20 protein-coding genes are annotated in these 19,936 nt (G+C 53.3%); 14 read left to right on the top strand and 6 right to left on the bottom strand.

Annotated elements, in window-relative coordinates:
- Window positions 1-30: 30 nt before the first annotated feature.
- Window positions 31-1,902: an MFS transporter gene (locus tag LZ24_RS09645; protein WP_144684935.1), complete on the bottom strand. Its 1,872-nt coding sequence runs from the start codon at window positions 1,900-1,902 to the stop codon at window positions 31-33.
- Window positions 1,903-2,287: 385 nt separating this feature from the next.
- Between LZ24_RS09645 and LZ24_RS09640 the strand changes: the two genes are divergently transcribed.
- From LZ24_RS09640 to LZ24_RS09610, 7 genes are all read left to right on the top strand, one after another.
- Entirely contained in the window at window positions 2,288-2,596 is a 309-nt protein-coding gene (locus LZ24_RS09640; RefSeq protein ID WP_144684933.1) for a LysO family transporter, read from the top strand.
- Window positions 2,583-3,188 carry a lysine exporter LysO family protein gene (locus LZ24_RS09635; RefSeq protein WP_144684932.1) on the top strand — a complete coding sequence of 202 codons (606 nt, stop codon included), beginning with the start codon at window positions 2,583-2,585 and terminating at the stop codon, window positions 3,186-3,188. The genes LZ24_RS09640 and LZ24_RS09635 overlap by 14 nt, the downstream gene beginning before the upstream one ends.
- Before the next feature lie 144 nt (window positions 3,189-3,332).
- Window positions 3,333-4,616: a class II fructose-bisphosphate aldolase gene (locus LZ24_RS09630; RefSeq protein WP_144684930.1), complete on the top strand. Its 1,284-nt coding sequence runs from the start codon at window positions 3,333-3,335 to the stop codon at window positions 4,614-4,616.
- A 528-nt stretch (window positions 4,617-5,144) separates the two neighbouring features.
- A complete protein-coding gene (locus LZ24_RS09625) occupies window positions 5,145-5,648 on the top strand; it encodes an NUDIX hydrolase (protein WP_144684928.1) in 504 nt (167 codons plus the stop codon).
- 160 nt (window positions 5,649-5,808) lie between these two features.
- Window positions 5,809-6,198, top strand: coding sequence for a DVU0524 family FlgM-associated protein (locus tag LZ24_RS09620; RefSeq protein WP_144684926.1), 390 nt, complete (start codon window positions 5,809-5,811; stop codon window positions 6,196-6,198).
- Between the two features lie 151 nt (window positions 6,199-6,349).
- The gene (gene flgM, locus LZ24_RS09615) at window positions 6,350-6,655 is read left to right on the top strand and encodes a flagellar biosynthesis anti-sigma factor FlgM (protein ID WP_144684924.1); all 306 of its coding nucleotides are present in this window, start codon (window positions 6,350-6,352) and stop codon (window positions 6,653-6,655) included.
- Between the two features lie 343 nt (window positions 6,656-6,998).
- Entirely contained in the window at window positions 6,999-7,454 is a 456-nt protein-coding gene (locus LZ24_RS09610; protein WP_144684922.1) for a hypothetical protein, read from the top strand.
- A 612-nt stretch (window positions 7,455-8,066) separates the two neighbouring features.
- Here the strand turns inward: LZ24_RS09610 and hisF are convergent.
- Genes hisF through LZ24_RS09590 form a run of 4 tightly spaced genes read right to left on the bottom strand, consistent with a single transcriptional unit; the run spans window position 8,067 to window position 10,854 of the window.
- A complete protein-coding gene (hisF, locus tag LZ24_RS09605; protein ID WP_281282284.1) occupies window positions 8,067-8,855 on the bottom strand; it encodes an imidazole glycerol phosphate synthase subunit HisF in 789 nt (262 codons plus the stop codon).
- Window positions 8,852-9,484, bottom strand: coding sequence for an imidazole glycerol phosphate synthase subunit HisH (gene hisH, locus LZ24_RS09600; RefSeq protein WP_144684920.1), 633 nt, complete (start codon window positions 9,482-9,484; stop codon window positions 8,852-8,854). The genes hisF and hisH overlap by 4 nt, the downstream gene beginning before the upstream one ends.
- Before the next feature lie 27 nt (window positions 9,485-9,511).
- Window positions 9,512-10,318, bottom strand: coding sequence for a nucleoside triphosphate pyrophosphohydrolase (gene mazG, locus LZ24_RS09595; protein WP_144684918.1), 807 nt, complete (start codon window positions 10,316-10,318; stop codon window positions 9,512-9,514).
- Window positions 10,315-10,854 carry a CvpA family protein gene (locus LZ24_RS09590; RefSeq protein WP_186443040.1) on the bottom strand — a complete coding sequence of 180 codons (540 nt, stop codon included), beginning with the start codon at window positions 10,852-10,854 and terminating at the stop codon, window positions 10,315-10,317. Before LZ24_RS09590 ends, mazG begins: the two co-directional genes overlap by 4 nt.
- A gap of 306 nt (window positions 10,855-11,160) precedes the next feature.
- Here LZ24_RS09590 and LZ24_RS09585 point away from each other — a divergent pair, with 306 nt between their 5' ends.
- From LZ24_RS09585 to LZ24_RS09555, 7 genes are all read left to right on the top strand, one after another.
- The gene (locus LZ24_RS09585) at window positions 11,161-12,171 is read left to right on the top strand and encodes a PhoH family protein (protein ID WP_144684914.1); all 1,011 of its coding nucleotides are present in this window, start codon (window positions 11,161-11,163) and stop codon (window positions 12,169-12,171) included.
- The gene (locus LZ24_RS09580; RefSeq protein ID WP_144684913.1) at window positions 12,168-14,558 is read left to right on the top strand and encodes an HD family phosphohydrolase; all 2,391 of its coding nucleotides are present in this window, start codon (window positions 12,168-12,170) and stop codon (window positions 14,556-14,558) included. The genes LZ24_RS09585 and LZ24_RS09580 overlap by 4 nt, the downstream gene beginning before the upstream one ends.
- Entirely contained in the window at window positions 14,527-14,925 is a 399-nt protein-coding gene (gene ybeY / locus LZ24_RS09575; RefSeq protein WP_246118572.1) for an rRNA maturation RNase YbeY, read from the top strand. The genes LZ24_RS09580 and ybeY overlap by 32 nt, the downstream gene beginning before the upstream one ends.
- 25 nt (window positions 14,926-14,950) lie before the next feature.
- Window positions 14,951-15,670 carry a pyridoxine 5'-phosphate synthase gene (locus LZ24_RS09570; protein ID WP_144684911.1) on the top strand — a complete coding sequence of 240 codons (720 nt, stop codon included), beginning with the start codon at window positions 14,951-14,953 and terminating at the stop codon, window positions 15,668-15,670.
- 3 nt (window positions 15,671-15,673) lie between these two features.
- Window positions 15,674-17,242: an NAD(P)H-hydrate dehydratase gene (locus tag LZ24_RS09565; protein ID WP_144684909.1), complete on the top strand. Its 1,569-nt coding sequence runs from the start codon at window positions 15,674-15,676 to the stop codon at window positions 17,240-17,242.
- Complete coding sequence (gene tsaE, locus LZ24_RS09560; protein WP_144684907.1) at window positions 17,230-17,715, top strand: tRNA (adenosine(37)-N6)-threonylcarbamoyltransferase complex ATPase subunit type 1 TsaE; 486 nt, start codon at window positions 17,230-17,232, stop codon at window positions 17,713-17,715. The genes LZ24_RS09565 and tsaE overlap by 13 nt, the downstream gene beginning before the upstream one ends.
- A gap of 155 nt (window positions 17,716-17,870) precedes the next feature.
- Window positions 17,871-19,103, top strand: coding sequence for an aspartate kinase (locus LZ24_RS09555; protein WP_144684905.1), 1,233 nt, complete (start codon window positions 17,871-17,873; stop codon window positions 19,101-19,103).
- Between the two features lie 63 nt (window positions 19,104-19,166).
- Here the strand turns inward: LZ24_RS09555 and pyrF are convergent, their stop codons facing one another.
- Window positions 19,167-19,898, bottom strand: a complete 732-nt coding sequence (gene pyrF / locus LZ24_RS09550; protein WP_144684903.1) for an orotidine-5'-phosphate decarboxylase — start codon at window positions 19,896-19,898, stop codon at window positions 19,167-19,169.
- Window positions 19,899-19,936 lie beyond the last annotated feature (38 nt).

Genomic DNA, 19,936 nt, shown 5'->3' with positions numbered 1-19,936 from the left:
TTGTGCCGAAGAATTACCACAAAACAAAAACTATGCAAAATCCCCCCTCAGAGCCTTCACCCGCTGCTCAAGCAGCTCTGCGGAAGCCATTTCCGGGGCCACGGCCTCTCCTGCCACAAGCCCCACCCTGGACCGGAAACGCCCTTTGAATTTCATGGCCCCCTTTCCCTCGTGGCTGAAAAAGGACCCCCACAGTCCCTGAAGGGCCATGGGCACCACAGGTACAGGGCTTCTGGAAAGAATATGCTCAATGCCCGGCCTGAAAGGATTCATTTCACCGTTTTTTGTCAACCGGCCTTCGGGAAAAATACAAACAAGGTTACCCTCGGACAGCTCCGAAGCAACACTGTCAAAGGCCCTCTCAAAAATGAGGGGATCTTCTTTTTTACTGCATATGGGAATGGTTTTAGCGGCACGGAACAGGGCGTTCAGAACCGGAAGCCTGTAAATGGCCCTTTCCATGACAAAACGCACAGGCCGCCTGCATGTACCCGCAATGAGCAGGGCATCCACATAGCTTACATGGTTGGCAACCAGCACGGCAGGGCCTTCTTCGGGTATGTGATGCAGATTTTCACTGCGCACCCGGTACATGGCACGGGTAAGAAGATACACCACAAAGCGCAAGAGAAACTCCGGCACCTGAATATACACATAAAGGGCCACCACAAGGTTCATGATGGCCAGTATCAGAAAATAATGGGAAATGGCCAGTTCAAAAACAGACAGAAACACAATACCCGCAAGGGCACTTCCCACCATAAAAAGGGCATTGAAAATATTGTTGGCAGCAATGATTCTGGCCCGCTGCCCGGGTTCTGCCCGCTTCTGTAAAAGGGCATAGAGGGGAACAATAAAAATCCCCCCGGCAACACCGATCAGCCCCAGACAGATCAGTACGGCCATGCCATGGGGCTGGGCCAGAAAGGCCCCGATGTTCATGAGCTCCCCCACTCCCGGCTCCGGACTAACGGAATACAGGGCAAGGCCTGCCAGACTGATGCCCATAGACCCCATGGGCACAAGCCCAAGCTCCACCCGGTCGCCGGAAAGACGTTCACAGAGCATGGAACCCACTGCCACCCCCACGGAAAAAGCCACGAGAAGGGCTGTCACAACGGTATTATCCCCCATGAGGACACTTTTTGTAAAATTGGGAAACTGGGTCAGATAGCTGGCTCCGAGAAACCAGAACCAGCTGATGGCCATGATGGAAAGGTAAAGGGTTCTGTTGGCATAGCTGATGCGGACAATTGCCAAAGTCTGGGACCAGGGAGCAAAGGAAAAGGAGGATGCCGCCCCCACTTTTCCGACAAAGGGAATCATGCGGCTGGCAAGGTATCCCAGAAAGGAAAAAAGAACGATCATCACACCCGTCCACAGTGCGGCATTTTCAAAGCCCACGAGGAGGCCTCCGGCAATGGTGCCCAGTAAAATGGCAAGAAAGGTACCCATTTCCACCCAGGCATTCCCCGCCAGAAGCTCGTCATCCTTCAAAAGCTGCGGAATCACCGCATATTTGACGGGTCCGAAAAAGGCAGACTGGGTTCCCATGAGAAAGAGAAGGCCCAGAAGAATAATATAAAGGTGAAAATAAAAGGCCAGGGCCGCAAGGGCCATCAGGATCATTTCCGTAATTTTCAGCGCACGGATCAGGCGGGTTTTACAGACACCATCGGCAAGACTGCCCGCTGTGGCGGAAAAGAGAAGAAAGGGCAGAATAAAAAGACCTGCGGCAAGGTTCATGGTGAAACTGGTGTCCCACGGCAAAGCCGATGCTGCACTAAAGGCGAGGAGCAGCATCAGGGAATTTTTAAAAACATTGTCATTGAAGGCCCCGCTGGCCTGGGTGAGAAAAAAAGGAAGAAAACGCCTGCTCACAATAATTTTACCGGCTGTCATTTTACCCTCCTGTGGCCTGATAAAACGGTCCATTCGCCCTCCCTGCAGATCTCGAAAATCTCATGGAAATAAAAACCGGTCTTTCGGGTTGACGGAAAAAGCCGTATGGCCTGCTTTAAAAAATCTGGAAACAAAAAAGTGCAATACCATAACTCTGTCCTTCCCGCCAGCCATCATTTCAGGTACAGTTCAGCGGAAAAACAAGTGTTTAAGGGCTTCTGAACCAGCCCCTTCCCCATCCTCCGGAGACCCGGCCGGAGAACCGTATTGACATGCACCGATGCCCCGGTGTATGCCCCCACTCACCAGATGATACCTGACCCTTCGGGTTCTTTTTGTTCATCCCCATACAGACACCTGCTGTTTCAGAAAGATCAAATCGTCCATGCAAACCGTACTTTTTTTTCTCATAACAGGTCTTTTGGCGGGGTTTATGCTCCGCAGACACCCCGGCCTGCTGCACAGGGCGGATCAGGCATCTTCCCTTGCGGTTTATCTTCTTCTTTTTTTTCTGGGACTTTCCGCAGGGCTTCAGCCTGAAATCCTCTCGGCCATGGGGCCATCGGGACTCCATGCCCTCATCCTCAGCCTTGCGGCCACAGCAGGCAGCATTCTGCTGGTCTGGCCCCTTTATCCCCTTCTCTTTAAAAACAAAAAGAATCCCCGGACAGAAAAAAAACATGGGCAGCCTTAAAATCATTGCGGCATTTTTTACAGGTCTGGGCTGTTCCCTTCTCCTGCCCTTTTTTCAAAAACTTCCTGCGGAAACCCTTTCCAGCATGGCCCTCTATCTGCTTCTCTTTCTTGTGGGAGTCAGCATCGGCGGCAGAAGGGAAACCCTTCAAATGCTACGGGGTATCCGGCCATCCCTTCTCCTGCTTCCCCTGATGGTTGCCTCGGGTTCCATACTGGCCCCCGGCCTTGTGGCAGCCCTTTTCCTTCCCCTGTCATTTCAGGAAGGAGCTGCCGTGGGGGCAGGCATGGGCTATTATTCCCTGTCCAGTATTCTCATCACAAAAATATCCGGAGAAACCCTTGGTCTCATTGCCCTGCTTTCCAATATTTTCAGGGAAATCCTTGCCTTGACAGCCACACCGCTTCTGGTGCGCTACTGCGGCAGACTGTCGGGCATTGCCGCAGGCGGGGCAACGGCCATGGATACCACCCTGCCCGTCATTGTACGCTTTACAGGCAGAGAATATGCCATCATCGCCGTCTTCTCCGGCCTTGTCCTCACCCTCTGCACCCCCGTACTGGTGACGGCCATTCTCTCTTACGGTGCTTGATCTTGCAGACATTCTTCCTTATAAAGAACGGGTCGAAGAGATGATCTGCCCCCTTTATAAACAAACGGGCCCCAGAACCCGGCCCCAGATTTCATAACCCTTTGCCAGACCGGGGCTGCAGAGAGCCGCCCCAAGGAGACTTCCATGACTTTGTACAATGCGGATTTTGAAAAAGCCATACAGACAGGCCGTCCGCCCAATATCACCCGCCTTTTTCCCAACTCCAAAGCCCTTCTGGTCAGCGGTAAATACATTGACAACGCCATGATCAAAAAAGGCCAGTGCATGACCATTGCCGCCAATGCGAGAAGCCATGTCATCATCCGCGGCGTACTTCAGGCGGCCCAGAAGGCCAATGCGGCCATCATCATTGAAATTGCAAGGTCCGAAGGCGGAGCCGATGCCTACTGCCCCGTCAGCCTCTGGAACATGGCCCGTCAGGTGGATGCCATTGCCAATGAACTGGGCATCACCATCCCCGTGGCCATACACGCCGACCACTACGGCATCAAAAAAGAAAGTGATCTTCCCGGTGCCCGCAGGGAAATCCCCTCCCTCTTTGAGGCAGGCATCACCTCCATTGCCATTGATGCCTCCCACATGCCCGATGATCTCAACCTTCTCACCAATATTGCCGTTGCCGATCTCATCCCTTCCTGGGCAGGCCTTGAAACGGAGGTTGGCGAAATCAAAGGCAATCAGGGGCTTTCCACACCGGAAGAAGCCCTCTTCCTCATTCAGGGCCTCAACGCCCACGGTATTTTCCCCAACTGGATTGCCCTGAACAACGGCACCACCCACGGGATTGAAGCCAATGAGGACGGTATTCAGATTGAACTGACCACAGAAATTCATAAGGCCCTTGCACCTTATAAAATATCCGGTGCCCAGCACGGCACTTCCGGCAATGATGCGGAAAAACTCCGCCGCATCGCAAAGGAAACCGCCACCACCAAGGCCAATGTGGCCACAGCCCTGCAGATGATCGGCTGGGGCATGGAAGTCAATCCCTTTGGCAATGCGGTGATGGATGAAAAGGGGGATGTGAAAAAAATTATCGGAGAGGGTCTGAATGAAAGCCTCTGGGCGGAAATGAAAGCCTATGCCGATGAAAGGGGCATCAAGGGAAGCAACTTCAAAAAACTCAACCTTCCCTTTGAAAATAAAATCCTCGGCCAGCCCAGGGAAATCCGGGACCGCATGGCTGCCCGCATTGAAGCCTTCACCTATGATCTTCTGGTGAATGTGTTCAATGCAAAGGATACGGCGGATCTGGTCATGGAGGAAATCCTCGAAAAGCAGAGCTTTGATCCCGGCCCCAAAGCCCAGCGTATCGAAGACCCTGCAGACTGGACAAGGGAAAAAATCATCCACAGGGCCTCCCTCATGGACACGGATAAAGGCCCCGACGGAGACTTTGACGAATAAAGGTCTTTCCTTACTGTTTTCCAAGTACCATAGCTGCCTGACAGATGCACAGGCACCCGGGCTGTTTGCCCGTGACGCAATCTTATTCGGGAGCTTCTTGCCCTGTGCGGAAGCGGCAAAACCTCCCCGCCACAGGCAGGATGCGCTTTTTTATTACCATAGCAGGCCTTGGTACGCTGCCTTTGTGGCGGCTCAGACAGTTTGCCGCTTCTTTCGCACAGGTCTGCAAAGCTCGGATCCGAAACGATTGCAACGTCACTTGCAAACAGCCAGGGAGCCTTGCAACAGTACAATGCTGATGCAATTGCAACATTGGAATTTCAGAATAAACTGTAATGCTGATGCAATTGCAGCATTGGAATTTCAGAATAAACTGTGCTGAATAACAGCCACGATACCTTTGCTCCCCTTTCCCTCCGGCTGGCGACTGAGGCCCTCGAAGCCGGGAGGAGGGGGCCAGTTAACGGAGATGTTTTTGATGCGGGCAGGCTGAAAGGCCTGACCCTGCGAAGGTTTTAAGGAAAAAATATGCAGAAAAAAAAATTCTGCCCCTTCTGCGCCGGTTCTCTGGTAGAACATTTTACCGAAGGCCGAATGCGTTCCTGCTGCGGCAGCTGCGGAAAAATCATGTATGAAAATCCCATCCCCGCAGCATGCACTCTGGTTCTGAATCAGGAAAACCACCTTCTTCTGGTCAAGCGCGGTGTTCCGCCCAAAGAAGGGGAATGGTGTCTTCCCGGCGGCTTTATGGAGCTGGAGGAAGGCCCCGAAGAAACCGCCCTGCGGGAACTGAAGGAAGAAACGGGGTTGCAGGGAAAAATTGACAGGCTCATCGGCGTAACAGCCCATCCCAGCGCCATGTACGGAGCCGTACTCATCACAGGTTTTCTGGTACGCAGCTTTTCAGGAAGCCCGGTTTCCGGAGATGATGCCGAAGACATCGCCTTCTTTCCCATGGACCGGCTGCCGCCCCTGGCATTTGACAGCCATATGAGATTTGTGCGCATATATCGGGATCTTTATATGCCCTGAACCTGAAAAGGGAAGCCTGTTCAGTGCCTCTGCCCTTATAAAATGCAGAATCAGCAAAGGTCACAGAATACTTTAAAAAAAAATTGTGTAAAGCGGAACAAAAGTACTCAAGCTCCCCTTTTCAAAGGCCGATAGTATAACCAGCATAAAGGAGCGGGCCATGCACGTACCGAGCTACCAGATTCACAATGTACTGAAGCTCTACAGCCGGCAGATAACCCTGGAGCGTTTTAAGGATATCCATGGCGCAGATCCTGACTCCGAAAATCCTGCGGGCCTTTCAGCGGAAGGCAAGCGGGAGAGCATGATACAGAAAATAACCTCGGACATCGTGGAAAAAATTACCAGGGACGGTTCCCAGGAGGCAGACAGCAAAGGAATGCCTGTAAAAAAAGAAAAAAACACAGGAGAATCCCGGCAAGACAGTGCCTGTGACGCCCAGACGAAGGAGTTCATTTATAACACCCTGGATGATCAGAACAGAAAGACAACGCATCGGGTGTCCCTGGAAGGCGCAGAAATTGTTCTCAAGCGGCTGGATACCTTTTAAATCCAAGCCGTACCGGAGAACGGGCCATGAATCATAAACGGCCGAAAATCTTTTTTGACTAAAATACTTTAAGGATCAGGAACAGGGCAGAACCACCGCAGGTCAAAAAAGATTTTCGGGCAGATATGATACAAAGGGAAGGGAGGGAATCATGAAAATTCATACAATGCTGTCGGGGGTTAAAACCAGCTCCCTGACCAAAGAACTGCAGCAGGACAGGGAAAAAAACAAAAGCAGCCAGAAAACACAGACAGAAGGCCGAGCAGACAGGGTGAGCCTTTCCAGCGACTCAAGGGAGGCCATGGAAACCCGGCAGGCGCACCCCAGAACGGTTGAAGACCTGCGTTCAGAGCGCATTGAAAAACTCAAATACCAGATCCAGAGCGGCACCTATACGCCGGACCCGGAACGCATTGCCAAAGCCATGTTCTCTGCCCACAGGGACTCTATGATATAAAAAACATTCATGGAAACATGTTCCCCCTGAATGCCCGTCAATCTTCCGGTAGGAAAAAAGTTCCTACCGGTTTTGTCCACCGGATGGTATTCCCTCCCAAAGCCCCTTTCATTCAGCCCAAGGATACGCAGGGCAGTTCTTCCTGACGCAATCTTTTACCGGTATCCATTCATCCCTTAAAGGCTATAATACAAAGACCATAAGGCACGCAGACAATAAAAAAACAGGCCTGCCTGCGGGTCCGCCTGTAAAAAAACAATCATATGCTTTGTGGGGTTTCGGTCTGGCATTACATTTGCTAAAAAACTCCCTAAAGAGATTCCCCTTTGAACAAGGAGGCCGTATGGACCGCATTACAAACCGCCCCGAATATACACCGGCCCCTGATATCCGACATACGGAAAAGGCAACTTCAGGCACAACTTCCGGAACCGGCTTTCAGGACGCCCTCAAAACGGCCATGACTCCCATGACACCATCTTCCAGCACCATGACGGTACAATCACCCCTGCCGCCCCCAAGAGCAATGGGCCTTGCAGGGCTTTTTGATTCTTCCAGCATGGAGAACCGTACCCGTGATCTTGTGAGCAACATGGAAAAACTATCTTCTGCCCTGATGAACCCGGATCAGGGAATCCGGGAGCTGAAAACCATGATCGAAGCCCTGGAAAAGGAAGCAGAAACCCTGATGAAGGAAAGCATGGAACAGAAGGAAAATCCTTCCGGCAACCTTGCAAAGAGAACGGCACTTCTGGCCAGGGTGGAAGTGGAAAAATTCCGCAGGGGAGACTTCTTCTGAATTCTTTCACCGGAAAAGAAGACCTGTTCCGAAGCTCTGCCGTAAAACAAGGTATTTTCCGATGACCGCCCCGGCTCCGCCACCGTTCACTGGCCCGGTTCTTGCCCTTCCATAATCGGGCCAAAAACCGTAATTATCCAGCACGGTTTATTCCGAACTGCCAATGCTGTAGTTGCAGCAGCTTCGTACTGTTGCAAGGCACCGTGGCTATTTGCAAGTGACATTGCAATCGTTTCGGATCAGAGCTTTACAGGCCTGTGCGAAAGAAGCGGCAAACTGTCTGAGCCGCCACAAAGGCAGCACACCAAGGCCTGCTATGGTAATCAAAATGCTTATCCTGCCTGTGGCGGGGAGTTTTTGCCGCTTCCGCACAGGGCAAGAAGCTCCCGAATAAGATTGCGTCACGGGCAAATAGCCTGGGGCCTGTGCATCTGTCTGGCAGCTATGGTACTTGGAAAGCTGTGCTGAGCAATTTCCAAAAACCTTGATACAGCCAGACGCAAGGCCTGATCCAGACATGGTTTTACGGTCCTCTTTTGTGCAGGGGCACCCTTCACGGGTGCCCGTAAAATTGCAAAAAAAGTTACACGAACATTTTTCCACCCCAGACGCTCACCAGCTTCTGCGCACGGCCACACCCGAGCCATGGAGATGGTCCTTGATTCCGGGAATGGTGTAATCTCCATAATGCACCATGGAAGCAATGAGGGCGGCATCTGCCATTCCCTTTGTCAGCACCTCCGCCAGATGGGCAGGAATACCGCCGCCGCCGGAGGCTATCACAGGAATGGGAACGGCTTCTGAAATCATGGCCGTCAGGTTCAGCTCATAGCCATCCCGTGTGCCATCGGCATCAATGGAATTCAGACAGATTTCCCCAGCCCCCAGCCGCACAAGCTCCTCTGCCCAGGCCAGGGCATCCATACCGGTATAGGTACGGCCACCATGGATTACCATTTCATATCCCGAAGGAATTTTTCCGCTTTTTTCCACCTTCTTCACATCCATGCCCACCACAATGCACTGGCTGCCAAAGGCCTCAGCCCCTTCGGAAATAATACGGGGATTTTTGATGGCCGCAGAATTTACGCTTACCTTTTCAGCGCCCGCCAGCAGCACATCCCGCATATCAGAAACCGAAGCAATACCGCCGCCCACGGAAAAAGGAATAAAAATGGTTTCCGCCACCCTGCGTACCACATCAATCATGATGCCCCGTTTTTCATGGGATGCGGTGATGTCATAAAAAACCAGCTCATCGGCACCGCTTTCATAATAATGACGGGCCATTTCCACAGGATCGCCGATGTCCACATTGTTTTCAAAGCGGATTCCCTTGGTGGTTCTGCCTTCCCGGACATCAAGACAGGGAATGATGCGTTTTGTCATGGCACTTTTCATACTTCCCCCCCCCACCGGCAGAAATTATCCAGAAGCTTCAGACCCGGTTTTCCGCTTTTTTCCGGATGAAACTGGGTGGCCACAAGGTTGCCAAAACCCATGGCAGAAACAAACTCAATGCCATAGGGCGTTGTTGCCAGCACATGGTCCGGATTTTCGGGTTCCGGATAATAGCCGTGGACAAAATAAAAGGCATCCTCCCCACGGATATCCCACAATACGGGATGCACCCTCTTCACCTGCACCCTGTTCCAGCCCATATGGGGAATTTTCAAAGCCCTGTCCGCATCATCCTTCATGGAGGCAGGAAAAGCCCTCACCCTTCCAGGAATCAGGCCGAGGCAGGGCACATCCCCTTCCTCACTGAACCCCGTGATTATCTGTGTTCCCAGACAGATCCCCAGCAAAGGCATCCCCGCATCCATCACCTGATGTAGCACGGTGTCCAGTCCATAGTTTTTAAGGCTTTCCATGGCCGAAGCCGCAGCCCCCACTCCGGGGAAAATCACCCGATCCGCCTGAAGAATCTCACCGGACTCACGGGTGATCCGGTAGGCATGGCCCAGATGGGCCAGCGCCCTTGCCACGCTGGTCAGGTTACCGGCGTCATAATCTATGATCGCAATCATGGCTTTCCTTTTTTATTTCAACCTGTTTTATTCCATCCTTTTTGCATCCTGCCACAAAAATTCCAGCGCTTCCTGCCCCACAGAAGCGGGCTCTTTGCCTGCTTCTGCGAGGACAGCTTCCATATGCTGGAAACGACGGGAAAATTTTGCCACCATCTCCCGCAGGGCTTCTTCCGGATCAATCTTTCGAAATCTTGCCACATTCACCAGAGAAAAAAGAAGGTCCCCGAATTCCATGGCTGTTTCCTGCCTGGAATTTTTATGCACCGCATCCTTAAATTCAGCCATTTCCTCATTGACCTTCTCCCAGACAGCGGACTCTTCATCCCAGTCAAAACCACAGGCCGCCACCTTCCGTGAAACCGCCATGGCAAGGGACAGGGCCGGCTGGCTGCGGGGAATCCCTGAGAGCAGGGATTTCTTTTCATCCCCTGCCTTTTCTTCCGATTTAATTTCTTCCCAGCGCCTTGCCACATCGGAAACAGTGTCCAGCTTTTCCGAACCAAAAACATGGGGATGACGGCGGATCAGCTTGGCTTCTATGCGATGGGTCACATCGGAAAAAGAAAAAAGCCCCTTTTCCTGATACAAAAAAATTATAAAAAGAAGCTGAAAAAGCACATCCCCCAGCTCCTCACATACAGCATCGGCCCGGTTTTCTAAAACGGCATCGGCCAGCTCATAGCCTTCATCCAGAAAATATTTCACCATGGACTCAGGGGTCTGCTTTTTATCCCAGGGGCAGCCCCCCTCACCACGCAGACGCTCGAGAATTTTCCACAGGGAAGCCGTACTATAAAGTTCCGGATTCATTTCAGGTTCATTTGTTTTCAAAACGTCTTTTTTTCCCTTTCCTGCCAGACTTTTTTCAAGGAACCCGCCTTTTCATAGAACTGTTTTTTCATATCCTCAGGCACAAGTGCGGCCAGCCCCTCGGATACCACAAGAACATTGGGGGCAAGGCGGGATTCCGGCAAGAGGCTGTTTTCCTTTGGCAGAAAGGATGCCAGTGCCACCAGAACCACAGAAACAATAAGAACGCCCTTTACAAAACCGAAACCGCCCCCGGCCAGACGATCCACCCAGCCCAGAAATACAACGGAAAGGACCATGCGGATCAAAGAGCCCAAGAGGGCAACCAGTATAAAGATGCCCAGAAAAATCGCAAGAAAGGCCAGCATTTTTGCCAGTTCAAGGTCCGCAAACCAGCGGGAGATCATTTCCGTCAGCATGGGGTAGTAGGTATAGGCCGCATAAAACCCCGCCAGTACGCCGATAATGGAAGAAACCTCCCGGATCAGGCCCCGGAAAATACCACGGATCAGGCAGAAGCCCACAATACAGAGTATGGCGATATCCAGCGGATTCATAAAAAGTATTCCTTTCAGGGGAGAGGAAAATGGAACGGTACGGATACGACAAAGAGAATTTGCAGGATTTTCCGTAACAGATCCCCCCCATGGCGTCAATAAAACGGAACTTCTTTCACCGATTCTGATGTTTGCCTTTGGAAAATAGAATATGCTATGAAGATCTGTCCGAAAGGATGGATCTGGCCGGACCGCCGGATACCCCTGCCCCACCCCCCCAAAAAAGAATCTTAAGGGGACTGGGGCTGCGTGCTTTCTTAAGGCCGGCATACGTCAACACAGGACGGCGCACTCCGCCGAACAGGTATGAAAAACCAGAAAAAAAACAGCATTCAGGCAAACCATGCCTTTGATGACCCCATGCTTGCACGCCAGCTCTTTGGCGAGCAGAACAGAAACCTCCACCGCATTGCCTCAAGCCTTGCCATCTCCCTCCATTCCAGGGGAGATCAGCTTCTCATGGAAGGGGAAACCTCCCAGGTCCAGCTTGCAAGAAAGGTTCTGGACCAGCTCTACGGCCTGCTGCGCAAGGGCTACCCCGTATACCCCAATGACATCGACTATGCAGTACAGGCCATTCAGGCCAACGATAAGGTGAACCTCAAGGAGATCTTTCTGGACACCATCTACGTTACTGCAAACAAACGCTGCATCACACCCAAAAATCCCAACCAGAAAAGCTACATCGAAGCCATCCGCAATCATGATATTGTGTTTGGCATCGGTCCTGCGGGCACGGGAAAAACCTATCTGGCCATGGCCATGGCCGTGGCAGCCCTCAGCCGGGGCGAGGTAAACCGCATCATCCTGACCCGTCCCGCCGTGGAAGCCGGGGAATCCCTAGGTTTTCTTCCCGGAGATCTTGCAGAAAAGATTGACCCCTACCTTCGTCCCCTTTATGATGCATTGCATGATATGATGAAGTTTGAAAAGGCCGAAGGTTTTATCCAGCAGGGAGTCATTGAGGTGGCCCCCCTGGCCTTCATGAGGGGCCGGACCTTAAACGATGCCTTCATCATTCTGGATGAGGCCCAGAACACCACAACGGAACAGATGAAGATGTTTCTTACCCGCATTGGTTTCAATTCAAAAACCATTGTGACGGGAGATGTCACCCAGATAGACCTGCCCAGCAAAAAAAAATCCGGGCTGCTTCAGGCCGTGGACATCCTCCAGGACATAGAAGGGATTGCCTTTACCTTTTTCGATCAGAAGGATGTGGTGCGCCATCACATCGTCCGGCGCATCATCAATGCCTATGAAAAACTTCAGGCAAAGGAGAACGGCATGGAGGAACTCCGGCCGCAGTTACCATGACAAATCTTTCCCAACGGAAAAAGGCTGTGGCCCGTTTTCTCGGAACCCATAACGGTGTCCGGCTGGGTATGCTTTCTTTGATTATGGCCTCCCTTGCCCTGATGCTGATCCCCGGCATGCCTTCCCTTTACTACAATCTGGAAGCCGGGGACGTGGCACCAAGGAGCATCAAGGCTCCCAGAGACTTCATCATTGAAAACAGTGAGGCCACGGAAACCAGCCGCCAGCTGGCCGCAGCCTCCGTACTCACGGTGTATGATCTTGATGCAACGATGGGGAGCAGGACCATCAGCGGGGTGCAGTCCGGTTTTCAGGAAATGCGCAGCATTCTGGAAGAGCCCCTGCCCCTTCCCGTGGAAGGCATCACGCCCACACCGCCGGAAAACATCCGTTCCCAGAAAATATGGGCTGCCAAACCCCGTTTTGAGAATCTGCTGGGAATTCCCGTCAGTGACGGGGCCTTCCGGCTGCTGGAAAGGGAAAATTTTTCCCAGGGCATAGAAGATAAAATAACAGAAATCCTCAGGGCCATCTTTGAAAACGGCGTGGTTGCCAATAAAAACATTCTGCTGGAAGATCAGGACAGGGGCATAACCCTGAGAACCCTGGATTCTGAGAAGGAAACCACGGAAACCAACCTGCGCCGCTTTTACGGACCTGATCAGGCCCGGACCATGGTCCGCATTGTGGGCGAACCCCTGCTGCGGGGGATGCACTACAACCATATCAACCTCATTGTGGACCTCAGCCAGCGGCTCATCCGGCCCAACATCACCCTGAACCGCAGCGAAACCCAGAAGCGCATGCAGGAAGCCACAAGCCTTGTCAAGCCGGTTCTCTACCAGATCAAGGCAGAAGAAATGCTCCTTCGGGAAGGAGAAAGGGTGACGGATCTGCATAAAATCAAGCTGGACGCCCTGGCTTCCCAGATCCGGACCCAGGATATCTTCCGCAGCAATTCCGGCAGCCTTCTTCTGAGCCTTTTCATTCTTCTGACCGGATACTGCCTCTGTTTCCGGCGCCCCCTGTCCCAGACCCGCAATCCCAACAAAAACATCTTTTTTCTCAGTACCGTACTCATCGCTGTGCTGGCCATGTCCAAGGGATTTCACATCCTTATCCTTCCCATGATCAGTGAGGCAGGCACCTTTGCCACGCCTGCACCTCTGCTCATGGCCCTGCCCGTAGCCGGTGCCGCCATGCTGGTCTGCCTCTTCTTCTCCATGGCCCAGGGCCTGCCCTTTGCCCTGATCATGGGCAGCCTTGTGGCCATTATCCTGAAGGCGGATCTGCCCCTTGCCTTCTTCTTCATCCTCAGCGGCGCCATGGGCGCCTACTGGATGCAGGACTGCAGGGAACGCAAGGTCTTTGTCAAGGCCGGCTGGAAACTGGGCCTCTTTCAGATGGCCCTGGCCATGGGACTCTTTCTGCAGATGGAAAGCTTCTCCCCGCCCCTCATGGCCTGGACCCTGATCTTTGCCTTTACCGGCGGTATGCTTTCGGGAATCCTGACGGCGGGCATGGCTCCCCTTCTGGAAATTCTCTTTGACTACACCACGGACATCAAGCTTTTAGAGCTGGCCAACCCGGACCAGCCCCTGCTCAGACGGCTCATGCTGGAAGCACCGGGAACCTACAACCACGCCATGATAGTGGGAACCCTGGCTGAAGCGGCCGCTTCGGAAATCGGTGCCAATTCCCTGCTGGCAAGGGTGGGCGGGTATTACCACGACATCGGAAAACTCTCAAAACCCCTTTACTTCATAGAAAATCAAGGTGGTGGAAAAAACAGCCACGACAAACTGGCCCCTTCCATGTCCGCCCTCATCCTTATCACCCATGTCCGTGATGGCATCTCCATGGCCAAAAAGCACAAACTGGGGGAAGCCATTACGGATATCATTGCCCAGCACCATGGTCGCAGCCTCATCAAATTTTTCTATGAAAAGGCCAAGGCCCAAAAGGGAGAGGCAGACAATATCAATGCCGATGACTACCGCTACCCCGGCCCCAGACCCCAGAGCCGGGAGGCGGCCATTGTCATGATGGCCGATGTGGTGGAAGCGGCTTCCCGCACCCTGGAAAATCCCACAGCTGCCCGCATACAGGGGCTGGTGCAGAAAATGATCAACAATATCTTTTCAGACTCCCAGCTGGATGAATGCGACATCACCTTAAAAGACCTGCACAGAATTGCCCGGAGCTTCAATAAAATTCTTACGGGTATCTACCACCACCGCATTGAATATGCGGAAAGTGCCGCCCCTGGAGGACAGAAGAAAAAACATGCCCATACAGATCGACAACTCCCAGAATCTGATGATGCTCAACGAAGAGATCCTGACGGAAAAGGCGATGCGCATCTTAAGCGCCTTGGGATATCCTGAGGCAGAACTCTCCCTTCTCTTTGTGGATGATGAAGCCATGCGGGAGATCAACCTCGAATACAGAAATGTGGATAAAAGCACCAATGTTCTGGCCTTTGCCATGCACGAGGGAGAATTTTCCGAAATCAACCCCGATCTTCTCGGGGATGTGGTGATTTCCACGGAAACAGCCCTGAAGGAAGCCAGAGAGTGGGAAATGAACCCGGATATCCGCATCACCCAACTGATGGTACACGGCATTCTCCACCTTGTGGGCTTTGACCATGAAAAAGGCCCGGATGCAGAAGCCGAGATGGAAAAAAAGAGCACCGAACTGGTTCGCATGCTGGAAAACAATGACCAGCTTGCAGGATGGCTTGACCCCTGATCCTTAAAAACCCAAGGAGGTTCCCATGCCCAGACTCGCCGTAAATGTGGATCACATTGCCACCCTCAGGGAAGCCCGGAAAACCAATTACCCGGACCCCGTGGCCGCAGCCGTTATCGCTGAACTTGCCGGTGCCGATGCCATTGTGGTGCATCTGCGGGAAGACCGGCGGCATATCAAGGAAAGGGACGTGCGCATCCTCAGGGATACGGTGCAGACCCGGCTGATCCTTGAAATGGCCGCCACATCTGAAATGCTGGAATTTGCCCTGGAAGTCCTTCCTGACCTTGTGACCCTTGTGCCGGAACGCAGGGAAGAAGTTACCACCGAAGGCGGGCTGGATGTGCTGGCCCATAGGGCTTCCGTCACCAATGCCATAGAAACCTTAAAAAGTGCGGGGATTCCCACCTGTCTATTTGTGGATCCGGACATGGCCCAGATCGAAGCCTCCAAAGCCGTGGGCGCCCGGTATGTGGAACTGCATACGGGAAGCTTCTGCGAAACCACAGACACCAGAGAAAAGGCAAAGGCCTTTGAAGCCCTTCTGATGGCCGCCCGCAGGGGCAAGGAAATCGGCCTTGGCGTCAATGCGGGCCACGGCATCTGCTACCGTTCCATTCAGGCCTTCAAAGGGGTTCACGAAATTGACGAGTTCAGTATCGGCCACAGCATTGTATCCCATGCAGCCCTTGTGGGCATGGAAAATGCCGTCCGCCGCATGGCTGAGCTGATCCGGGAACTTTAGGCCATGCGGCCTCTGGCAACAGCGGCATCCATGGCTGCCATGGACAAAGACACCATGGAAAACTTCGGACTTCCCGGCCGTATCCTGATGGAAACCGCAGGCCGGGAGTCTGCACGCATCATCTCTGACAACTTCCCCTTAAGAAAAAAATCTGTTCTGGTTCTCTGCGGCACAGGCAACAATGGGGGGGACGGATGGGTGGCCGCCCGTTACCTTCTGGGCTGGGGCTGGGACATCCATGTGCTGCTGGCGGGCCCACCAGAAAAACTCAGTCCCGAAAGCCGCATCAACAAGACCCTTTATGAAAAGGCCGGTGGCAGGGTTTTTATGGCAGAAGATGCTGCTGCCCTGAAAGGCCCTGAGCAGGCACTTTTTCGGGCAGATCTCTTTGTGGATGCCCTTTTCGGCATCGGGCTGGATCGCCCCGTACAGGGTTTTTATGCCGGACTCATGGAAAGGGTAAAAGAATCCGGCGGAGCCGTGGTGAGTCTGGACATTCCTTCCGGCATCCATGCGGATACGGGAGCCATACAGGGAAAGGCCCTGAAGGCCAGCCATACCATCACCTTCGGATTTGCCAAACCCGGCCTTCTTCTGGAACCGGGCCGCAGCCACAGCGGAAAAATCCATGTGGTGGACATCGGCATACCCGAAGTCATCAGCCAAAAATATCCCCCCAGAGTGGAACAGGTGACAAAGAAATGGGCTGCGGCGCAGCTTCCGAAGCGATCCGCCGCCAGCCACAAGGGACATTTTGGCCATCTCCTCCTTGTGGCCGGAGCCCCTGCCACAAGGGGAGCCGCCGTACTTGCCGCCACAGGCGCCCTCCGGTCCGGCTGCGGCCTCATAAGCCTTGCCGTGCCGGAAACCAGCCTGCCCCTTCCGGGAATACTCCCGGAAATCATGGTGCAGGGCCTTAAGGGCGATGGCAAAGGCTTTTCCAGTCAAGCGACAGAAAACCTCTTGCCCTTGCTTGCAGGAAAAAGCCTTGCCGCCGCAGGACCGGGTATGGGCACGGGAAAAACAGCTGCAGCCATGCTCCGCATCCTTCTGGAAAGCCCCCTGCCCCTTGTACTGGATGCGGACGCCCTGAACCTGCTGGCCCAGCATGGGGATCTCATGGATCTGCTCTCTTGTAAAAAAGAAGCCTGCGTGCTCACCCCCCATCCCGGTGAAATGGCAAGGCTCTGCGGCATGTCCGTTCAGGCCGTGCAGGAAGACCGTATCCGTGCCGCCAGAGATTTTGCCATGGAAAAGGACTGCCACCTTCTGCTCAAGGGTGCGGCTACCATAACTGCAACGCCCCAAGGCCTCTGCCGCATTATCACCGAGGGAAACCCCGGCATGGCCACGGGCGGCTCCGGTGATGTGCTGTGCGGCATTATTGCAGGACTCATGGCCCAGGGAAAACCCGCAGATACGGCAGCCCCCCTTGGGGCTTTTTTACACGGTATGGCAGCGGATCATCTGGCGGAAAAACAGGGCCCCCAAGGGTATCTCCCATCGGAAGTGGCTGCAGTCCTTCCGGAAATTTTTAAATCAATCACAACAGGATCAGCATGGAAATCCTGAGTATCACACGGCAAAGCCGCTCTCCGGAAGAAAGCTTCAGACTTGCTGAAAGCCTGGGCCTGCGGATTCACAGCCCCTGCCGCATCGCCCTTTCCGGTGATCTGGGAGCCGGGAAAACCCACTTTGTTCAGGGCCTTGCCTCGGGCCTTGGCGTGGCCGAAGGCAGCTATGTCACAAGCCCCTCCTATGCCCTGATCCATTCCTATGACGCCCGGCTGCCCCTGCACCATGCGGACCTCTACCGCCTTTCCCACAGCGATGAGGTTTTTGACATCGGTCTTTATGAACTCATGGCCTCGGAAGCCGTCACCGTGGTGGAATGGGCTGAACGCATGGAAGGTATGGAAATCTTTGATCTGGAAATCCACATTGAAATTCATGGGGAAAGTGAACGCACTATCCGTGCACAGGCCTCTGGACTTCATTTTCAGGATCTGCTAAGGAGCTGGCAACAAGACAGCCATCCGGTATAAAATCGGATAAGGATACCTGATGAAAAGCCTCTCCTTATGGTCATAAAAGGAAAAGGCTTTTTTTGGGCTTTACCACCCTTTCAGCAACAGGTTTTTTACCTGCGTATCCGGCTTATACGGATATTTTTTTTAGGCCTCGGAGGAGGGGTTTTGTCATGGGACTGATCGTACAGAAGTACGGAGGCACTTCCGTCGGCGACATTGACCGCATACGCAATGTCGCCCGCAGGGTTGCCAGAACCTATGATGCCGGAGACAAGGTGGTGGTGGTACTTTCCGCCATGTCCGGCACCACGGACAGACTGATTGCCATGGCCGAGGAGGCCTGCGAACGACCGGATAAACGGGAGATGGATGTTCTTCTGGCCACAGGGGAACAGACCACCGTAGCCCTGCTGGCCATGATTTTAAAATGCATGGGATATCAGGCCACATCCCTGCTGGGATTTCAGGCGGAGGTGGTCACGGACTGCTCCTGCGGTGCGGCCCGCATCCTCAATATCGGAGCCTCCCGCATCCGCAGGCTCCTCGATGACGGGCAGATTGTCATTGTGGCAGGCTTTCAGGGCAGCGATGCCGAAGGCAACATCACCACCTTGGGCCGGGGCGGTTCCGATACCTCCGCCGTGGCCATTGCCGCAGCACTCAAGGCAGACACCTGTGAAATTTATACGGATGTGGACGGTGTCTATACCACAGACCCCAATATCTGCAAAAAAGCCCGGAAACTCTCCAGGGTCAGCTACGATGAAATGCTGGAAATGGCCAGCCTCGGCGCCAAGGTGCTGCAGATCCGGTCCGTGGAATTTGCAAAAAAATACAACGTACCCGTACACGTAAGGTCATCCTTCAAGGATGAGGAGGGAACCATGGTCATGCAGGAAGATGCGGATATGGAACGCCTGGTGGTCTCCGGCGTTACCTGCAACAAGAATGAGGCAAGAATTACCCTCAAGGGCGTACCCGACCGTCCGGGGATTGCCTTCAGAATCTTAAACCCCATTGCCGAGGCCGGTATCCTCGTGGACATGATCATCCAGAATACCCGGTCCGGCAATATCACAGACTTTACCTTTACCGTTCCCAAGACGGATATCCGGGACGCCCTCGAAATCAGTAAAAAGGTGGCCGAAGAAATCGGTGCGGAAGAGGTTATGGCTGATCCCAACATCGCCAAGGTTTCCGTCATTGGCGTGGGCATGAAAAATCACTCCGGCGTGGCCTCAAAAATGTTTGCCGCCATGTGTGAGGAAAACATCAATATGATCATGATCAGCACGTCTGAAATCCGCATTTCCTGCATCATAGAAGAAAAATACACGGAACTGGCCGTGCGTGCCCTCCACACGACCTTCGGTCTGGACAGGCCCGAAGAAAAGCTCAGTTGAAAACAATGAAGGCCTTCACCCCGGACCAGCTCCGCTTTGCCCTGATTCTGGGCGTACTGCTTTTTATTCTGGCCCTTTTCCGCCTGCCATTTCCTTAAGAATCTGATCTGCTGCCCATCCGGGGTCCGACGCATCCCGGATGGGTCTTCCGATCACCAGCATGTCCGCACCCGCAGCAAGGGCCCGTTCCGGTGTCATGACCCGCTTCTGGTCATCACCCCTCCCAAGGCTCCATGCCGGACGGATTCCCGGTGTCACCGCAAGAAACCCGGCCCCGCACCTCTCCTTCACCCCTGCGGCTTCATGGCCTGAACATATCACGCCGGAAAGCCCGGATTCCATGGCAAGGACAGCCCGTATTTTAACCAGATCCTCCATGGCCGCGTCGTCTTTCAGCTCCAGCCCCGTCTCCTTCAGGGTGGAAAGCCCGCTGCTGGTGAGTACGGTAACCCCCAGAAGCTTCATGCTGCCCCCTGCGGCATCCGCAGCCTTAGACAGCATCTCCCGTCCGCCCGCCGTATGCAGGGTAAGATAATCCACCCCCAGTTTTTTAAGGTTTCTCACACTTCTTTCCACGGTTGCAGGAATATCATGGAGTTTTAAATCCAAAAAAACCTCCGCATCACTTTTATCCCGGATTCTTGGAACAATGTCAGGGCCTTCCCCGAGAAACAACTCCAGCCCGATCTTCACCACCCCCACCCTGCCCGCAAGGAGGGGCAGAATGGGAGCCGCCGATGCAAAATCCGGATAATCCAGCGCAAAAATCAGATGTTTTGAAAATGAAGTATCCACACAATCTCCTGAAAAATAATATTTTTACAAATAAAATC

The sequence above is a fragment of the Desulfobotulus alkaliphilus genome, assembly GCF_007830435.1.
GTDB lineage: Bacteria > Desulfobacterota > Desulfobacteria > Desulfobacterales > ASO4-4 > Desulfobotulus > Desulfobotulus alkaliphilus.
This window is presented reverse-complemented; position numbering and strand designations above follow the sequence as displayed.

Excerpts from the sequence above, each read along its gene's own strand:
- LZ24_RS09645 (WP_144684935.1), bottom strand. The coding sequence starts at position 1,902 with ATGACAGCCGGTAAAATTATTGTGAGCAGGCGTTTTCTTCCTTTTTTT.
- LZ24_RS09640 (WP_144684933.1), top strand. The coding sequence starts at position 2,288 with ATGCAAACCGTACTTTTTTTTCTCATAACAGGTCTTTTGGCGGGGTTT.
- LZ24_RS09635 (WP_144684932.1), top strand. The coding sequence starts at position 2,583 with ATGGGCAGCCTTAAAATCATTGCGGCATTTTTTACAGGTCTGGGCTGT.
- LZ24_RS09630 (WP_144684930.1), top strand. The coding sequence starts at position 3,333 with ATGACTTTGTACAATGCGGATTTTGAAAAAGCCATACAGACAGGCCGT.
- LZ24_RS09625 (WP_144684928.1), top strand. The coding sequence starts at position 5,145 with ATGCAGAAAAAAAAATTCTGCCCCTTCTGCGCCGGTTCTCTGGTAGAA.
- LZ24_RS09620 (WP_144684926.1), top strand. The coding sequence starts at position 5,809 with ATGCACGTACCGAGCTACCAGATTCACAATGTACTGAAGCTCTACAGC.
- flgM (WP_144684924.1), top strand. The coding sequence starts at position 6,350 with ATGAAAATTCATACAATGCTGTCGGGGGTTAAAACCAGCTCCCTGACC.
- LZ24_RS09610 (WP_144684922.1), top strand. The coding sequence starts at position 6,999 with ATGGACCGCATTACAAACCGCCCCGAATATACACCGGCCCCTGATATC.
- hisF (WP_281282284.1), bottom strand. The coding sequence starts at position 8,855 with ATGAAAAGTGCCATGACAAAACGCATCATTCCCTGTCTTGATGTCCGG.
- hisH (WP_144684920.1), bottom strand. The coding sequence starts at position 9,484 with ATGATTGCGATCATAGATTATGACGCCGGTAACCTGACCAGCGTGGCA.
- LZ24_RS09590 (WP_186443040.1), bottom strand. The coding sequence starts at position 10,854 with ATGAATCCGCTGGATATCGCCATACTCTGTATTGTGGGCTTCTGCCTG.
- LZ24_RS09585 (WP_144684914.1), top strand. The coding sequence starts at position 11,161 with ATGAAAAACCAGAAAAAAAACAGCATTCAGGCAAACCATGCCTTTGAT.
- LZ24_RS09580 (WP_144684913.1), top strand. The coding sequence starts at position 12,168 with ATGACAAATCTTTCCCAACGGAAAAAGGCTGTGGCCCGTTTTCTCGGA.
- ybeY (WP_246118572.1), top strand. The coding sequence starts at position 14,527 with ATGCGCATCTTAAGCGCCTTGGGATATCCTGAGGCAGAACTCTCCCTT.
- LZ24_RS09570 (WP_144684911.1), top strand. The coding sequence starts at position 14,951 with ATGCCCAGACTCGCCGTAAATGTGGATCACATTGCCACCCTCAGGGAA.
- LZ24_RS09565 (WP_144684909.1), top strand. The coding sequence starts at position 15,674 with ATGCGGCCTCTGGCAACAGCGGCATCCATGGCTGCCATGGACAAAGAC.
- tsaE (WP_144684907.1), top strand. The coding sequence starts at position 17,230 with ATGGAAATCCTGAGTATCACACGGCAAAGCCGCTCTCCGGAAGAAAGC.
- LZ24_RS09555 (WP_144684905.1), top strand. The coding sequence starts at position 17,871 with ATGGGACTGATCGTACAGAAGTACGGAGGCACTTCCGTCGGCGACATT.